Source organism: Lachnoclostridium edouardi (assembly GCF_900240245.1).
In the GTDB taxonomy this organism is placed as follows: Bacteria; Bacillota; Clostridia; order Lachnospirales; family Lachnospiraceae; genus Lachnoclostridium_A; species Lachnoclostridium_A edouardi.
In genome coordinates, this window is the sequence record NZ_OESQ01000001.1 from 194,120 (window position 1) to 210,247 (window position 16,128).

The window sequence follows — 16,128 nt, forward strand, 5'->3', positions numbered from 1 at the left end:
AATTATCTGTCCCATTTATCGCAAAGGGAGTGAATTTGGTCTGCAAATTTGGCCAAATCCTTGTTGGCGCCGCCCTGGTTGTGGAGAATCACCTGCATCAGCCTTTCTCCGGCGGCTACCAGACGGGCAAAGACGCCGCTTGCTTTCTTAGCCGCGGCAGAAGGCACCTTCTGCTCCACAGGAACTCCCTGGGCAACAGTGATCCATGTTCCCTTGGCTAAATCAAACACAGAGCCGCTGAAAGGAGCTTCTGTCTGGAAGCCATAGGAATCTCTTAAAAGCTGTGCAAAGCTGTCGCACACCTTGTCGTCGCCGTGAACTAAAAATACTTTGTCCGGCGTTTTCTCAAATGCCTTTACCCACTGAATCAGTCCGTTTTGGTCTGCATGTCCGCTGATGCCTTCCATCTGAACGATTTTCGCCTTAACATCAATAGTTTCGCCGAACAGCTTTACGCTGACTGCCCCGTCCACCAGACTTCGCCCAATTGTGCCAACCGCCTGATAGCCTGCAAAAACAATAGTACTTTCCTGTCTCCACAAATTGTGCTTTAAATGGTGGCGGATACGGCCGGCATCGCACATTCCGGCTGCGGAAATAATTACCTTTGGAGTTTCGTCAAAGTTTATATTTTTAGATTCATCACTGGTAATAGAAAGCTTTAAGCCTCTGAACCCAATAGGGTTGATGCCTTTTTCCACCAACGCTTTTGTATCATCGTCATAGCACTCCAGCAGATTTTTAGAAAATACATGGGTTGCCTCTACAGCCAAAGGGCTGTCTACATAAACTTCAAAGCCGTCGTGACCTGTAACTAAATGATTAGCTTTAATATGGCGGATAAAATATAAAAGCTCCTGAGTACGTCCAACGGCAAATGCAGGAATTACTACATTGCCTCCCTTATCTAAGGTTTCCTGGATAATCTGAGCCAGCTCTTTTATATGGTCAGATCCCGCCTTGTGCAGACGATCTCCATAAGTACATTCCATCACTACATAATCTGCGCTGGTTAAATACTGAGGATCTCTAATAATCGGTTTATTTTTATTGCCAATATCTCCGGAGAAAACAATTTTTTTCTCCACGTCCCCTTCTGTCAGCCATACTTCTATGGAAGCCGAACCTAATAAATGTCCCACATCAGTAAATTTAACGGTAACAGAGTCGCTTAGCTGTACCTTCTCGCCATAGTGGAGGGGTGAAAAGTGTCTAAGGACTCCCATGGCATCAGCCATTTTATAAAGCGGCTCTGTCTCTTCCTTTCCTGCCCGTCTTGCCTTTCTGTTTTTCCACTCTGCCTCAGATTCCTGTATATGGGCACTGTCGCGAAGCATAATATCACACAAGTCGGTAGTGGCAACTGTTGTAATTACCTGACCTCTAAAGCCTCTTGCGTAAATCAAAGGCAAAAGGCCTGCATGGTCAATGTGGGCATGGGTCAGCAGCACATAATCAATCTGTGCATAGCTGACGGGAAGCTCTGCATTTTCATATACATTCAGCCCCTGCTCCATGCCGCAGTCCACCAGCAGCTTTGTGTCGCCTGCCTGGATGTAATGACAGCTGCCTGTTACCTCATGGTCCGCACCAATAAACATAAGTTCCATAAAACCCCTCCTCTGTAATTCCTCAAGTGTGTATTTATCTTATGTTTCTAGTATATCCTATCTCAGATAATAATGCAAATCATACCGCCGTTGCTGTCGTTAATTATTTTCTGAAGAGTATCCTGAAGCTTTTGCTGGCACTCTTCTGTTAATTGGGAAACTTTTGCCTGGATGCCGTCTTCTACAATCTGCTCAATAGATTTACCGAATATATTTGTATTCCAGATGCCGTCCTCGCTGTTTCTGGCATTTTCTTTAATATAGGCAATTAAATCCTTGGCCTGCTGTTCGCTTCCCACAATAGGGGCGATTTCTGTTTCAATATGGGCCTTAATTAGGTTAATAGAGGGAGCCTCCGCTTTCATTTTTACACCGTATTTATTACCGTGTTTAATTACCTGAGGTTCATCCAGCATAATTTCTCCCCGCTCCGGCGTAACTACTCCATAACCTTTTAGTCTTACCTGGCTCATAGCATTTTGAACCTTTTCGTATTCGCTTCTCATTTTTGCCATGCTGGAAAGCAGCTGCATCAGCTGGTATTCGCCCTCAATGGGAATGCCTACATAATCGCTGAGAATCTGATAGTAATAGCTGTCGTCCACATTTACGTTAACAGCTACGCTGCCGTCAGACATTTCCATATTCTGAATTTTCATTCCTGTAATAGCTTCTGAGGATTCAGGAATATAGTCCCCTACATCTTTCATCTGGCTGACGTCCTTCATCATTTCCTTTACAGCCTGAATTACCTGGGCTTTCAGCCAATGGGAGGAAGGAAGAATCTCCAGCCATTTAGGAATGAAAAAGTCTACTTCTGTTACAGGAAACTCCTTCAGCACCTGTTCTAAAATGTGATAAATATCCTCTTTTTTCAGCTGTTCGCAGTTAACAGGAAGCACTGTGACCCCATATTTATTTTTCAGATCCTGAGCCATAGCTAAGGTTTCTTCTGATAAAGGCTTCATGGAATTTAAAAGAAGAATAAAAGGTTTGCCAATATCCTTTAATTCCTGTATTGTCCGCTCTTCAGCAGGTATGTAATTTTGACGTTTCAGCTCTCCAAAAGAGCCGTCGCTTGTAATCACCACTCCAATGGTAGAATGGTCTGCAATGACTTTTCTGGTGCCGATTTCAGCTGCCTTTGTAAATGGAATTTCTTCCTCATACCACGGCGTCTTTACAAGGCGTTCCATGTCGTTTTCAATATGTCCGCCGGCTCCGTCCACCATAAAACCTACGCAGTCGATTAACCGTACCTTAGCCTGAATCCCGTCGTCCAGCTGAATGTCAGCAGCCTCCTTGGGGATGAATTTAGGTTCTGTAGTCATAATCATTTTTCCTGCGGCGCTTTGAGGAAGTTCATCCCTGGCCCTTGTTTTCTGATGTTCATCCGCTAGTTCCGGAAGTACCATAAGTTCCATAAAGCGCTTAATAAATGTAGACTTTCCAGTGCGCACTGGTCCTACAACGCCGATGTAAATTTCTCCTCCGGTTCTGGCTTCAATATCTTTGTATACATTAAAATTGTCCATAAAAATACCCCCTTGCTATGCTGATACAGTATATGCAAAGGGGTATATCTTTATTCGCTAAGGTAGGCCTTCTTTACCTGGTCATTGTTCATTAACTCCTTAGCGTCGCCGGAAAGCACTATTTTTCCTGTCTCTAAAACATAAGCTTTATGAGCAATAGATAAAGCTTTTTTAGCGTTCTGTTCTACTAAAAGTACAGTGGTGCCATCAGCGTTTATGCTTTGAATAATATCAAAAATCTCGTTTACATAGATTGGAGAAAGACCCATGGACGGCTCGTCCATAACAATCAGCTTAGGATGGCTCATTAGAGCCCGGCCCATAGCTAACATCTGCTGCTCTCCACCGCTTAATGTGCCGGCAGGCTGCTCTTTTCTCTCCTTCAAACGAGGGAAACGTTTATAGATCATTTCTAAAGTGGAATCAATTTCCTTTTTGTCTTTTCTGGTGTAAGCTCCCATTTTCAGGTTCTGCAGTACGCTTAAATGAGCAAATACGCGGCGCCCTTCCGGAACATGGGCGATTCCCATAGATACCAGCTTATATCCAGGCATCTTTGTAATGTCCTTTCCCTGGTACATAATACTTCCCGCTTTAGCAGGAAGCAAGCCTGTAATGGTGTGGAGGGTTGTAGTTTTCCCCGCTCCGTTTGCGCCGATCAGCGCAATAATTTCGCCTTGATTTACCTCAAAGGAAATTCCCTTCAAAGCCTGGATGACTCCATAGTACACCTGAAGGTCCTTTACTTCCATCATTGCCATTATTACTTCCTCCTACTCTCCAAGATATGCGCTGATTACCTGGGGATCATTTAATACGTGGGCCGTAGCCCCCTGAGTAAGCACCTGACCAAAGTTAAGCACTGTCAGCTCTTCACAGATCCCTGATACCAGCTTCATATCATGCTCAATCAGCAGTATTGTCATATCAAAATTATCCCGCACAAAACGAATAGTTTCCATCAGCTCTGCAGTTTCATTTGGATTCATGCCGGCAGCCGGCTCATCTAAAAGAAGAAGCTTAGGCTTTGTGGCTAAGGCTCTGGCGATTTCCAATTTTCTCTGCTTTCCATATGGAAGGTTGGAAGCTTTATAATCCCAATCTCTGTCTAAGTCGAACACTTTTAAAAGCTCCATTGCCTGCCGGTCCATAGATTTTTCAGTTTCATAATAAGCAGGAAGGCGGAAAATACCTGTTAAAGTTGAATATACATTGTGGTTGTGAAGCCCGGCTTTTACATTATCCAGAACGCTTAAATTCTGGAAAAGACGGATATTCTGAAAGGTTCTTGCTATACCTGCTTTGTTAATATCAATGGTGCTTTTTCCAGCAATATTTTTGCCATCCAGCATAATGGTCCCTGTATCCGGTTTATAAACTCCTGTCAGCAAATTAAAAACTGTAGTTTTTCCCGCTCCGTTAGGTCCGATCAAGCCGTAAAGCCTATTTTTTTCAATAGTTATATTAAAGCCGTTAACAGCCTTTAAGCCTCCAAAGGAAATGCTTAAATTTTTTACTTCCAGCATTGCCATATTATATAGCCTCCTTTGTCTCAGCAGATTTTCTGAATTTGCCAAAAATCCGTTCTCTTAATACAATCATCTGGGGAGCAGAGTTAAATAACATCATCAGAATCAGCACAATGGCATAAATCAGCATACGGTAATTATTCAGTCCTCTTAACATTTCAGGGAGAACAGTCAGCACCACTGCTGCAATAATAGAGCCTCTTATATTGCCGATGCCTCCTAAAACTACGAATACTAAAAACATAATCGACTGGTTGTACCCAAAGTTTTTCGGGAGAGCTGTTAAGGTTGTTAAGTTATGGGCGTAAAGCACGCCGCCTACACCTGCTAAAGCTGCAGACACGGTAAATGCCAGCAATTTGTACTTTGTAACAGAAAGGCCAATAGACTGAGCGGCGATTCTGTTGTCGCGGATAGCCATAACTGCACGGCCGGTTCTGGAATTTACCAGATTCTGAACAATAAACAGGGTGATAATCAGCAGTATAACTCCAATAGTAAAGGTGGACAGTCGCGGAGTTCCTGTGATGCCCTGAGCGCCTTTAATTAACATTTCTCCTCCCTCTCCCAGCTTAGGAGTCGCTTTAAAGGAAAGGTGGAAGCCTTCTGCGTCTCTTCCCAAATATATAACGTTTACCAGGTTTTTAATAATCTCGCCAAAGGCTAAGGTTACAATGGCCAGATAGTCTCCTCTCAGCCTTAAAACCGGTATGCCGATAATTAATCCAAATAAGGCTGCGGCTGCGGCACCTATGAAAGCTGCAATAATAAATGTAACAATAGGATTTCCAATAGTCTCAGACATGCATTTGGAGAATAAAGCGCCTGAAAATGCTCCTACGCACATAAAGCCTGCATGTCCCAAGCTTAATTCGCCTGAAATTCCTACTACCAGGTTTAAAGAAACAGCCATAATACTGTAAATGCAGAGAGGTACCAGAAGGCCTTTCATTAAACTGGACATATGATCGCCTTTTAGCATGATCTGGACAAAAATATACGCGGCGATCACCATTCCATATGTGACAGCGTTATTTAACCAGATTTTATTTTTTGCTTTTGTCTTTTTCATATCTGTACCTACACTTTCTCACTGATTTTTCTGCCCATAATGCCTGTTGGTTTTACTAACAGCACAATAATTAAAACAGAAAATACAATGGCGTCTGCCAGCTGGGATGAAATGTATGCTTTTGCCAGGTTTTCAATAATACCTAAAAGAATGCCTCCTAAAAAGGCGCCTGGTATAGAGCCGATGCCTCCAAATACTGCGGCTACAAAGGCTTTGATTCCCGGCATGGCTCCGGTGTAAGGAGTCAGGGACGGATAAGCAGAGCAAAGAAGAACGCCTGCAATGGCCGCTAATGCAGAGCCAATGGCAAATGTCATTCCAATGGTGCCGTTTACATTAATACCCATAAGTGTAGCTGCATCTCTGTCCTCGGAAACTGCCAGCATAGCCTGTCCCGGCTTAGATTTATTAATAAATGTGAGAAGGCAGACCATAATCACAATACAAGCAATAATAGTAACAAGAATTTCTCCGGAAATAGTGAGAGCTCCGTCTGCCAGCTTAATTGCAGGGACAGATACTACAGACGTAAAGGATTTTGTGTTGGCGCCGAATGCTAAAAGTGCAATGTTCTGAAGCAAATAGCTGACGCCAATGGCTGTAATCAGAACTGCCAAAGGGGAAGCGCTGCGCAAAGGGCGGTATGCCACCCGCTCTACTGTCACGCCTAAAATTGTACACACTACTACAGCCAGAAGAATTCCCACTACAGGAGGAAGTCCCATTCCGCTGACTGTTATGAAAACGGTGTAGCCTCCTACCATAATAATGTCGCCGTGAGCAAAATTCAGCATCTTGGCAATTCCGTATACCATAGTGTATCCCAAAGCAATTATCGCATAAATACTGCCTAGACTGATACCGTTGATTAAATAAGATATAAAACTCATTCTCACACCTCTTGTTCTCTGATTTGTATGGTTTCTGCCCTTTGTGTGTCTGAAAAGCAAAAGCCTGTCACAACGTAAAAGTCCTACAGGCTTTTGCTTTTTAGACACAGGGGATCATTGAAAAGTGAAGGAGGGCTGCCATAGTGACACCCCTCCTGGGTTGATGCTAAAATTAGGATGGATTATTCCATAGCCTTGTATGCGCCGTTTTCAATTACAACAGCCTTTGGCTCTTTATTTGGCTCGCCCTCTGCAGTCCAGGACATTGTCTCGCCGCTTACGTTAGTAAGACCTTCAATAGCAATATTTGTCATGGAAACCTTTAATGCCTCGCAGATGTCGGAAGCGCTCATGTCAGGTGTAATGCCTGCGTCCTCAGCAGCAGCTTTAATTGCATATACAGCATCGTATGCATCAGCGGCAAACTGGATTGGTGTTTCGCCGAATTTCTCTTCGTATGTAGTTACAAAGTTTACAGTCAAATCATCTGTTGCGTCAGCAGCAAATGGTGTCAGAAGCATAAGTCCCTCTGCTAAAGAAGTATCGAAGTTTTCAACCTGAAGAATTCCGTCCATACCGTCGCAGCCAAAGAATAATGGAGCATAATCAATAGATTTAGCCTGAGACAGAATCAGAGAAGCCTCTGTGTAGTAAATTGGCAGGAATACTAATTCTGCGCCGCTGTCTTTTGCCTTCTGCAGCTGTGTCTTGAAATCAGTGTTGTTGTCAGCTGTAAATGCTTCTTCTGCAACAACTTCAATATTCTGGTTGGCAGCCTCTGTTACAAACTGCTCTTTAATTCCGCTGGAATATACGCTGGAGCTGTCATAAATAATAGCTACCTTTGTTGCTAAAGCGTGCTCTCCAATATACTGTGCAGACGCCATACCCTGTGCTGGGTCGGAGAAGCATACGCGGAATACGTTTGGAGCTGCCGCGCACTCTACTGCAGAGCCTGATGGTGTAATCTGGAAAATGTTGTCTACAGAAGACTGACCTGCAACTTCAATACATGGTGTGGATGTAGTAGTGCCTACTAACATCTGCATACCCCAGTCTTTTAAGGTATTGTATGCGTTTACAGATTTCTCGGAATCATTCTCATCATCCTCAAAGCTGTAGGAAATCTGGTATCCGTTAATACCGCCTGCAGCGTTGATCTCGTCAACTGCCAGCTGTGCTCCGTTCTGTACTGCAGTGCCGTATACGGCTGCAGCGCCGCTGATAGGTCCGATAGCACCGATTTTAAATGTCTCGCCGGCGGCGGCTTCTGTCTCCTGGCTTTCTCCCTCTTCTGTTCCTGCGTTAGCTGCCGTTGATGTTTCATTAGAAGTATCTGCAGCTGCGTCCTTTGTTTCTGAACCGCCGCAAGCTGTTAAGGAAACAGCCATTATGGCAGCTAAGCTAAGGCTTAATACTTTTTTCATAATAGTTCCTCCTCTTTCTTTTTTTGGTATGCCAATAAGTTATGCATACTATAACTATAATTCATATCAATGCAAAAAAACCATAAATATTATGAATTAAGTTTTGTTCAATTATATATAGTCAAGGAATTCTTGTCAATAATTAAATAGAAAAAGTGGAGAAATCTTCCCATAAAAGATCAGAATTTTCAATAGTCTTATCTCTCAGCATCAGTTCTTTTACAGCTTCTGCGGCGGATTCATGGCAGAACAGCACCTTATTTACTTGCTCAATAATAGGCATAGGCACCTGATATTTTTCGGCAAGAGCCAAAGCAGCTTTGGCAGAATAAACGCCTTCCACCACCATTTTTACTTCCTTCATAGCTTCGTCCATGGTATAGCCTTTTCCTATGAGAATACCGGCTCTTCTGTTTCGACTGTGCATACTGGCGCATGTTACGATTAAATCTCCAATGCCTGACAGGCCGCAGAAGGTTTGGAACTTTCCGCCCATCGCCATGCCCAGACGGGCGATCTCAGCGATTCCTCTGGTGATTAAGGCAGCTTTTGTATTATCTCCATATCCCAGGCCGTCGGCAATGCCTGCCGCTAAAGCAATTACGTTTTTTAAAGCCGCTCCTAACTCAATTCCTAAAATATCAGGGCTGGTATAAACCCGGAATACCTGGCTCATAAATATATTTTGTATGAATTCTGCAGTCTGCAGTTCCCTTGCCCCTGTTACACATGTAGTGGGAAGGCCCCGGCTTACCTCCTCCGCATGGCTGGGTCCGGAAAGCACGGCGATATTGGCCTCAGGAAGCTCCTCCTCCAAAATTTCAGATAATGTTTTCAGAGTTGTCTCTTCAATTCCCTTAGCTACGTTTACAATCACCTGTTTATTTTTACAGAAAGGTTTCATTTTCACAGCAGTCTGCCGGACAAACACAGAAGGCACTGCAGTGACCAAAAGATCCTTGTCCGTCATAGCTTCCTCCAGAGAAGTTGTAAAAATCATAGTTTCAGGCAGCTTTACTCCAGGAAGGGTATGATGCTCATAATTTTCATTCAGCTCTTTTATTTCTTCAGGCAGAGCCGACCAGACTGTAACCTTATGTCCGTTGTTGTATAGCAGCAGAGAAAGGGCGATTCCCCAGCTTCCTGCTCCTATCATTCCAATTTTTGCCATGTTTTCACCTCAATTTATTTATTTTATCAGGCATTCTTTTTTGCCCCCAGCTTATTTTCTGTGCCGTGAATCAGTCTGCCTATATTGGCTCTGTGTCTCCAGACAGCCATTAATGTAATAAAAGCAGCCACACAGTAAAATTCTGTTAAATACTGGCTTCCCAGGCCGTAATCCCCTTTGTGCCCCCAGTAAATCATTCCAGCTAAAAAGGCTGTGACAACTAAAATGGAGCCTAAGGACACATAGCGGGTAAGGGCTACGCAGCCCACAAAAACCACCAGACAGATCAGGGTAATTCTCCAGTCTACAGAAACTAAAAGTCCTGCTGTGGCGGCAATTCCCTTTCCTCCCTTAAATCCCATATAAAAAGGAAAATTGTGGCCTAAAATTACTCCCAGTCCTGTGTACAAAATCAACAGGTACATCATAGAACCCTGATTCTGAAACAGAATTCTCACTAACAGACATGGAATGACTGTCTTCAAAAAATCTCCGATGAATACAGCCAGCCCGGCCTTCCACCCCATAACCCTGAGGGCATTGGTAGTTCCTGAATTGCCGCTGCCATACTGTCTTAAATCAATTTTGTGAAGCTTTCCATACATATAACCAGTCTGAAATAGGCCGAAGGCATATCCCAGGGCCAGACAAATTACTCTCTCCATAGCTCTACTGCTCCTTCCCACTCCTTTCTCTGATTAAAAACCTGAGAGCGGTTCCTTTAAATCCAAAGGCTTCTCTTATCTTATTCTCAATATATCTGGTATAAGAAAAATGCATAAGTTCTTTGTCATTTACAAAAATAACAAAGGTAGGCGGCTTTACGGAGACTTGAGTAATATAGTAGAGCTTCAGCCGTTTTCCCTTGTCAGATGGAGGCTGCTGTAAAGCGACTGCCTCTGTCATAATTTCGTTTAATACTCCTGTGGCAATTCTCAAGGTTTGATTTTCACGAACCATGTCAATTAAATCATACAGCTTTGACAAGCGCTGCCCTGTTTCTGCTGAAATAAAAATCATTTCCGCATACGGCATATATGCCAGAGTATCCCTGATTTTCTTTGTGTATTCATAAATGGTTTTGTCATTTTTTTCAATGGCATCCCATTTATTTACAGCAATAATAATACCTTTTCCCCTGTCGTGGGCAATGCCTGCGATTTTAGCATCCTGCTCTGTAACGCCCTCCACTGCGTCAATCACTAAAACTACAATGTCAGCTCTTTCCACGGCTGTTACAGTGCGGATAATACTGTATCGCTCCAGCTCTTCTTTGATCTTGTTTTTTCTTCTAAGGCCTGCAGTGTCAATAAAAACGTATTCTGTTCCATTGTGGACAATGGCTGTGTCCACCGCGTCCCTGGTGGTGCCGGCAATATTGGAAACAATTACTCTATTTTCTCCTACCAGCTTATTTATAATAGAAGATTTTCCTACATTAGGCTTTCCTACAATGGCAATTCTGGGGCGGTCGTCTTCATCATCTTCCTCCTGGGAGTCAGGAAAATACTTGATTACTTCGTCTAGCAGTTCTCCTAAGCCCAGTCTGGAGGCTCCGGATACAGGGTAAGGATCACCGATTCCCAGATTGTAAAATTCATATACGTCGTTTCCGAATTTCTGGAAGCTGTCCACCTTGTTTACTGCTAAAATAACAGGCTTTCTGGAGCGGCGCAGCATATCTGCCACTTTAGAGTCTGCATCTACTAAGCCCTGGCGCACATCCACAATGAAAATAATAACATCAGCTGTGGAGATGGCTATTTCCGCCTGCTCTCTCATCTGGGATAATATAATATCGCTGCTGTCAGGCTCAATGCCTCCTGTGTCAATTAATGTAAAATTTCTGTCCAGCCATGTACAATCTGCATAGATTCTGTCTCTTGTAACGCCGGGAGTATCCTTAACAATAGATATGGTTTCTCCGGCCAGCACGTTAAACAATGTGGATTTGCCTACATTGGGACGGCCTACAATGGCTACAATTGGTTTACTCATATAATTCTCCTTCTGAATTTATATCATTTAGTTCATATCCTTCATAAGAAGACTGATTTTCTCCCCATTCAGGATTCAGAACAGTATTTACAAAATCTTGTCCGCTTGATTTTACAATATTCACTGGTACTTGTAAAGCGTTTTGTACTTCCTCCCTGGTTATATCGTCCAGAAACACCTCTTCCCCGCTGCGGAACATACACTCCGGCAGCAGAAGGCGGCTGCCTAAAGGCTTTCCCTTTAACTGACTGATTAGATCCTGCCCTGTAATCAGGCCGGCAACAGTAATAGATTCACCGAAAAAGTAGTTTATAATCGGATACACATGGACATGAAGTCCGGGAAATTTATTCATTATCTGCTCCACATAGATTTTTATATGGGAAGCAGGAAGCACTCCTGTGGCAATAGACAGCTCCTCTGTGCGGCCGTCCCCTTCTGCCTCTTTTAAAGCCTGACATACTTCCTCTGTCATAAGACGGGTCATACCCACCCCGTTTTCCAGCTGAATATAACCATCGTACCGCTCTTCCTCCGGCAGCTGTCTGCCGGCTAAAAGATAAAACTCGTCGCTTGCGTGAACAAAGTGTATTCCGTGCTTTTTATAAATGATTTTCTGCCAGTGCTCAATTATATCAATTACCTGGCAGGCGTCCTCTTTTGTAAATGGCTCTAAAGGCTCTAAGCCGTCTCTATATTTAGACAGTCCTACAGGAACAACAGAAAGGCTTTCCATACAAGGCACATATTTCTCCAGGTCTTTAATTGTGTGCTCTAATTCCAGGCCGTCGTTAAAACCTTTACAAAGTACAATCTGGCCGTTCATAGGGGTACCGGCCTGAAACAGCCTGTCTATTTTCTTTAAAGCCTCCCCTGCAAAGCGGTTGTGGAGCATCCTGCATCTTAGATCTGGATTGGTAGTGTGAACAGAAATGTTAATAGGCGCTAAATGAAACTTAATAATTCTGTCAATATCTTTATCCTTCATATTAGTAAGGGTAATATAATTGCCCTGCAAAAAAGAAAGACGGGAGTCGTCGTCTTTAAAGTAAAGGGTTTCCCGCATTCCCGGAGGCATCTGGTCAATAAAGCAGAAAATACATTTATTGCAGCAGGAACGGTATTCGCTCATTAAACCGTTTTCAAAGGTCAGTCCCAAGTCCTCATAGTCATTTTCTATTTCCAGCTCCCACTCTTCCCCGTCTGCTTTTCTCACTTCCATTATAAGGGAAGGGCTGTCCACATAATATTCATAGTCAAATATATCTTCAATCTGATTTCCGTTGATGGAGATTACATAATCTCCCGGCTCCAGCTCCAGCTCCTCGCCGATAGAGCCTGGATCTACATTCATAATCCGATGTCCTTTTACCTGATTCATAATTATCTCCTAACCCAATTTATCCTGGTTCTTATTTATCATATCAACAAACGATTTCTTTGTAAAGTTGTAATAACCCTTGTTTTTTTTCAGATACTCCTGTAAAAATGGACAGGCGCTATTGACGGTGTTCCTGAAAAAATGATATAAATTGTATAGGTGTTTCTAAATATAAAAGGCGGAGGAAATTATCATGGCAAATGATTATGTTTTTAACGACTGTCTTCCAGTGGCTCCTTTAAAGATTGCTGCTTTGGAAAGCTGCCGCGACCTGGCTGAAAAGGTAAACAGCCATATTGTAAATTTCCGCAAAAATGATACGGAAGAGCTTTTAAGACGAAAGGCTGATCTTCACTACAGAGGATATGATGTAGATTCTTATTTGCTCCATTTAAAGTGCCCGAGATTTGGTTCTGGGGAGGCAAAGGGAGTGATTAATGAGTCGGTCCGAGGCGCTGATGTGTTCGCCATGGTAGATATTACTAATTACAGTCTGACTTATTCTCTCAGCGGTATGGTAAATCACATGTCCCCGGACGATCATTTTCAAGATTTAAAGAGAATTATTGCCGCCTCTGCCACAACTGCCCACAGAGTTAATATTATTATGCCTTTTCTTTACGAGGGAAGGCAGCATAAAAGAAGCAAAAGGGAGTCCTTAGACTGCGCCCTGGCTCTCCAGGAGCTTTGCGCAATGGGAGTCAGCAATATTATTACCTTTGACGCCCATGATCCCCGGGTTCAAAATGCAATTCCTCTTTGCGGCTTTGACAATTTTCTGTCCACATACCAGTTTATTAAGGCCTTATTTAAACATGACACTTCCTTAAAAATAGACAAGGATTCCTTTATGGTAATCAGTCCTGACGAGGGAGCTATGCACAGAGCTGTATACCTGGCCAACAATTTAAGCGTGGATATGGGAATGTTCTATAAGAGGAGAGATTACTCTCAGGTGGTTGACGGGCGCAACCCTATTGTGGCCCATGAATTCCTGGGCACTTCTGTAGAGGGAAAAACAGTTCTCATTGTAGACGATATGATTTCTTCCGGGGAAAGTATTTTAGATACTGCAAGAGCGTTAAAGGAAAGGAAGGCGGGAAAGGTGATTCTCTGCTGCACCTTTGGACTGTTTACCAATGGTTTGGAAAAGTTTGACGATTATTATGCAAAGGGATATTTAGACTATGTAATTACTACTAACTTAAACTATCGTCCGGCTAATCTTTTTCAGCGCCCTTGGTATCTGGAGGCTGATATGAGCAAATATCTGGCTGCAATTATTAATTCCTTTAACCATGACGCTTCCATTAACCAGGCCTTATCTCCCACCACAAAGCTTCAGAATCTGGTAAAAAAGTATCAGGCCACAAAAGACGGCTATGAGTATTTCCAGACAATCGGATAATTCTTAATTAATAAAAGAATATGGGTATATGAATAAGTTTGCCCTCTGATATCTGTGTTCCCTAATTTTCTCTTACACATGATAAGCAGAGGGCTTCCTTATATATTTTTCATTATTTCAAAGAAAGAAAGGCGCACAGGTTTCCCCGCTTGTCTCCTGTTCTTCTGTGGGAGTATAATAAATCCGGGTTGCAGTAGGTGCAGATGTTAGTTGTGTATATTTGTTTGATGCCAGCCTCCTGCAAAATGATTTCATTGGCCCTCCACAAGTCCAGCTGATATTTTCCAGGCTTTCCATTTGGCCGCAGCAGCTGTTTATGCCATTTGGGGTGAAAAGCAGCTTGAAATTCTTCTGCAACCTCCTCTCCCACTTCAAAACAATCCTGGCATATGCTGGGGCCGATACAGGCAATTAAGTCTTCAGGCCTGGTGCCAAATGCCAGGTTCATCTCCTCTGCTGTTTTTTTACCTATACCGTGGACTGTTCCTCTCCAGCCGGAGTGGGAAAGACCAATAGCCTTTTTTACTGGGTCTAAAAAGTAAAGAGGGACGCAGTCTGCAAAAAAAGTTACAAGCACAAGTCCGGGAATATTTGTAATTAAACCGTCCACATCTTTATAATCTCTCTCCCTGATCACGCCCTTTCCTGCATCTGCTTCTGTTACAAGGCGAATATTAGTAGTGTGGGTTTGATAGGTAAGCACCATATTTTCCTTTTTTACGTCTAAGGCCGCGGCTATGCGGCTGTAATTTTCTTGTACATGGTCAGGGTTGTCGCCTCTTGTAAAGGACAAATTCATAGAGCTCCACACCCCTTCACTGACGCCTCCTAAACGTGTAGAGAAGCCATGCTTTACAAGGCCTGTTTCCTCTAAAGCCGGAAAGCTTAAATAAGCTACATGATTTTTATATTTTGTTTCTAATACATTTCTCTCGTCTTTTTTCTTCCAGGCTAACTCCATACTTGTTATTCCTCCATTCCAAATTAAAATGCATTTTTTATCCATTTAATCTGAGTATTTAAAATAGAAATCACATCAAATCTGCAAAGGGTATTTACAGGGCATCCTCTTAAATACCAGGCGGCGGCATTTCTGATTCTGGCTTGTTTTTTTGGTCCTACAGCTTCCTCAGGCCATCCTTTTTCCAGATTTTTTCTATACTTTACTTCAACAAAAACGATTTCACTGCCTTCTTCTATAATTAAGTCGATTTCGCCTAAAGGGCAGCGAAAATTTCTTTCTCTTATTACACATCCTTGGCTTTCCAGAAATTCGGCGGCCTTTGCCTCGTAAATTACGCCTTTTTGTCTGGTTGTCACTGCTTTTTGCCCTGATTCCCTTGTCATAAACACCCTTTCCTGTATTCTATAAAACGCTGCAGAAAACAACAGATAATCCTGGGGGATTTCCGCAATTTCTACAGCGCAGCCTGTGCACTTCTATATTAAGCTTCAGCTTTCTTTTAAAATATTTTTTAGAAATGTTCTTCTGTGAATAGGACTGGGGCCAAATTCTCTGATGGCCGCTGTATGAGCCGCAGTGCCGTAGCCTTTATGCTTGCCAAAGCCGTACTGAGGAAATAATTTATCGTATTCTTCCATCATTCTGTCTCTAGTTACTTTGGCAATAATACTGGCCGCAGCAATGGACACGCTTTTCCCATCCCCTTTAATAATAGGTACCTGCATAACAGACAAGTCAGGAATAGTGACAGCGTCGTTTAAAAGCAGATCTGGAGCTACAGATAAACTGGAGACCGCCTGTCTCATGGCCTGGTAGGTGGCCTGTAAAATATTAATTTCATCAATCAGGTCAGGCCCTACAATGCCTACGCCTGTGGCGACAGCCTTTCCCATAATTTCTTCATAAAGCTCTTCTCTCTTTTTGGGGGAAAGTTTTTTAGAATCATTGAGAAAAAGGATGGTACAATCCTTAGGCAAAATCACTGCCCCAGCCACAACAGGACCTGCTAAAGGCCCTCTGCCTGCTTCATCTATGCCGCAAATAAAGGGACATGCTGCATAAGTATATTCATACTCTTTCATTTGTTCCAGGCGGGAAAGCTCTGCCTGCAGCTTTTCTTCTGTTAATTTTCTTGCCATAATA

Annotated in this window: 15 protein-coding genes; 1 reads left to right on the top strand and 14 read right to left on the bottom strand. The window is 43.0% G+C overall.

Annotated elements, in window-relative coordinates; translation table 11 throughout:
• Positions 1–2: 2 nt before the first annotated feature.
• The 11 genes from C1A07_RS00910 to C1A07_RS00960 all read right to left on the bottom strand — a co-directional run bounded on the left by C1A07_RS00910 (position 3) and on the right by C1A07_RS00960 (position 12,613).
• Positions 3–1,610, bottom strand: a complete 1,608-nt coding sequence (locus C1A07_RS00910) for an MBL fold metallo-hydrolase RNA specificity domain-containing protein (RefSeq protein WP_101875436.1) — start codon at positions 1,608–1,610, stop codon at positions 3–5.
• Positions 1,611–1,672: 62 nt separating this feature from the next.
• Positions 1,673–3,145: a stage IV sporulation protein A gene (spoIVA, locus tag C1A07_RS00915; protein ID WP_101875437.1), complete on the bottom strand. Its 1,473-nt coding sequence runs from the start codon at positions 3,143–3,145 to the stop codon at positions 1,673–1,675.
• A 50-nt stretch (positions 3,146–3,195) separates the two neighbouring features.
• The gene (locus C1A07_RS00920; protein ID WP_101875438.1) at positions 3,196–3,906 is read right to left on the bottom strand and encodes an ABC transporter ATP-binding protein; all 711 of its coding nucleotides are present in this window, start codon (positions 3,904–3,906) and stop codon (positions 3,196–3,198) included.
• A gap of 12 nt (positions 3,907–3,918) precedes the next feature.
• The gene (locus tag C1A07_RS00925; RefSeq protein WP_101875439.1) at positions 3,919–4,677 is read right to left on the bottom strand and encodes an ABC transporter ATP-binding protein; all 759 of its coding nucleotides are present in this window, start codon (positions 4,675–4,677) and stop codon (positions 3,919–3,921) included.
• A 1-nt stretch (position 4,678) separates the two neighbouring features.
• A complete protein-coding gene (locus C1A07_RS00930; RefSeq protein ID WP_101875440.1) occupies positions 4,679–5,746 on the bottom strand; it encodes a branched-chain amino acid ABC transporter permease in 1,068 nt (355 codons plus the stop codon).
• 8 nt (positions 5,747–5,754) lie between these two features.
• On the bottom strand, positions 5,755–6,636 hold the full coding sequence (locus tag C1A07_RS00935) for a branched-chain amino acid ABC transporter permease (RefSeq protein ID WP_101875441.1): 882 nt from the start codon (positions 6,634–6,636) through the stop codon (positions 5,755–5,757).
• Between the two features lie 182 nt (positions 6,637–6,818).
• Positions 6,819–8,063: an ABC transporter substrate-binding protein gene (locus tag C1A07_RS00940; RefSeq protein ID WP_330399380.1), complete on the bottom strand. Its 1,245-nt coding sequence runs from the start codon at positions 8,061–8,063 to the stop codon at positions 6,819–6,821.
• Positions 8,064–8,205: 142 nt separating this feature from the next.
• On the bottom strand, positions 8,206–9,234 hold the full coding sequence (locus C1A07_RS00945) for an NAD(P)H-dependent glycerol-3-phosphate dehydrogenase (protein WP_101875443.1): 1,029 nt from the start codon (positions 9,232–9,234) through the stop codon (positions 8,206–8,208).
• A gap of 26 nt (positions 9,235–9,260) precedes the next feature.
• Positions 9,261–9,899: a glycerol-3-phosphate 1-O-acyltransferase PlsY gene (plsY, locus tag C1A07_RS00950; RefSeq protein WP_101875444.1), complete on the bottom strand. Its 639-nt coding sequence runs from the start codon at positions 9,897–9,899 to the stop codon at positions 9,261–9,263.
• Between the two features lie 4 nt (positions 9,900–9,903).
• A complete protein-coding gene (der, locus tag C1A07_RS00955; RefSeq protein ID WP_101875445.1) occupies positions 9,904–11,232 on the bottom strand; it encodes a ribosome biogenesis GTPase Der in 1,329 nt (442 codons plus the stop codon).
• Entirely contained in the window at positions 11,225–12,613 is a 1,389-nt protein-coding gene (locus tag C1A07_RS00960; protein ID WP_101875446.1) for a DUF512 domain-containing protein, read from the bottom strand. The genes der and C1A07_RS00960 overlap by 8 nt, the downstream gene beginning before the upstream one ends.
• A 193-nt stretch (positions 12,614–12,806) precedes the next feature.
• Between C1A07_RS00960 and C1A07_RS00965 the strand changes: the two genes are divergently transcribed.
• Positions 12,807–14,021, top strand: coding sequence for a ribose-phosphate pyrophosphokinase (locus C1A07_RS00965; RefSeq protein WP_101875447.1), 1,215 nt, complete (start codon positions 12,807–12,809; stop codon positions 14,019–14,021).
• 112 nt (positions 14,022–14,133) lie between these two features.
• On the opposite strand, the gene pgeF is transcribed toward C1A07_RS00965, so the two are convergent.
• The 3 genes from pgeF to C1A07_RS00980 form a co-directional block, all read right to left on the bottom strand.
• On the bottom strand, positions 14,134–14,982 hold the full coding sequence (pgeF, locus tag C1A07_RS00970) for a peptidoglycan editing factor PgeF (RefSeq protein WP_101875448.1): 849 nt from the start codon (positions 14,980–14,982) through the stop codon (positions 14,134–14,136).
• Positions 14,983–15,005: 23 nt separating this feature from the next.
• The gene (locus tag C1A07_RS00975; protein WP_101875449.1) at positions 15,006–15,368 is read right to left on the bottom strand and encodes a YraN family protein; all 363 of its coding nucleotides are present in this window, start codon (positions 15,366–15,368) and stop codon (positions 15,006–15,008) included.
• A 105-nt stretch (positions 15,369–15,473) separates the two neighbouring features.
• Positions 15,474–16,127: a ribonuclease HII gene (locus C1A07_RS00980; protein WP_456298584.1), complete on the bottom strand. Its 654-nt coding sequence runs from the start codon at positions 16,125–16,127 to the stop codon at positions 15,474–15,476.
• Between the last annotated feature and the right edge of the window lies 1 nt (position 16,128).

Excerpts from the sequence above, each read along its gene's own strand:
- C1A07_RS00910 (WP_101875436.1), bottom strand. The coding sequence starts at position 1,610 with ATGGAACTTATGTTTATTGGTGCGGACCATGAGGTAACAGGCAGCTGT.
- spoIVA (WP_101875437.1), bottom strand. The coding sequence starts at position 3,145 with ATGGACAATTTTAATGTATACAAAGATATTGAAGCCAGAACCGGAGGA.
- C1A07_RS00920 (WP_101875438.1), bottom strand. The coding sequence starts at position 3,906 with ATGGCAATGATGGAAGTAAAGGACCTTCAGGTGTACTATGGAGTCATC.
- C1A07_RS00925 (WP_101875439.1), bottom strand. The coding sequence starts at position 4,677 with ATGGCAATGCTGGAAGTAAAAAATTTAAGCATTTCCTTTGGAGGCTTA.
- C1A07_RS00930 (WP_101875440.1), bottom strand. The coding sequence starts at position 5,746 with ATGAAAAAGACAAAAGCAAAAAATAAAATCTGGTTAAATAACGCTGTC.
- C1A07_RS00935 (WP_101875441.1), bottom strand. The coding sequence starts at position 6,636 with ATGAGTTTTATATCTTATTTAATCAACGGTATCAGTCTAGGCAGTATT.
- C1A07_RS00940 (WP_330399380.1), bottom strand. The coding sequence starts at position 8,063 with ATGAAAAAAGTATTAAGCCTTAGCTTAGCTGCCATAATGGCTGTTTCC.
- C1A07_RS00945 (WP_101875443.1), bottom strand. The coding sequence starts at position 9,234 with ATGGCAAAAATTGGAATGATAGGAGCAGGAAGCTGGGGAATCGCCCTT.
- plsY (WP_101875444.1), bottom strand. The coding sequence starts at position 9,899 with ATGGAGAGAGTAATTTGTCTGGCCCTGGGATATGCCTTCGGCCTATTT.
- der (WP_101875445.1), bottom strand. The coding sequence starts at position 11,232 with ATGAGTAAACCAATTGTAGCCATTGTAGGCCGTCCCAATGTAGGCAAA.
- C1A07_RS00960 (WP_101875446.1), bottom strand. The coding sequence starts at position 12,613 with ATGAATCAGGTAAAAGGACATCGGATTATGAATGTAGATCCAGGCTCT.
- C1A07_RS00965 (WP_101875447.1), top strand. The coding sequence starts at position 12,807 with ATGGCAAATGATTATGTTTTTAACGACTGTCTTCCAGTGGCTCCTTTA.
- pgeF (WP_101875448.1), bottom strand. The coding sequence starts at position 14,982 with ATGGAGTTAGCCTGGAAGAAAAAAGACGAGAGAAATGTATTAGAAACA.
- C1A07_RS00975 (WP_101875449.1), bottom strand. The coding sequence starts at position 15,368 with ATGACAAGGGAATCAGGGCAAAAAGCAGTGACAACCAGACAAAAAGGC.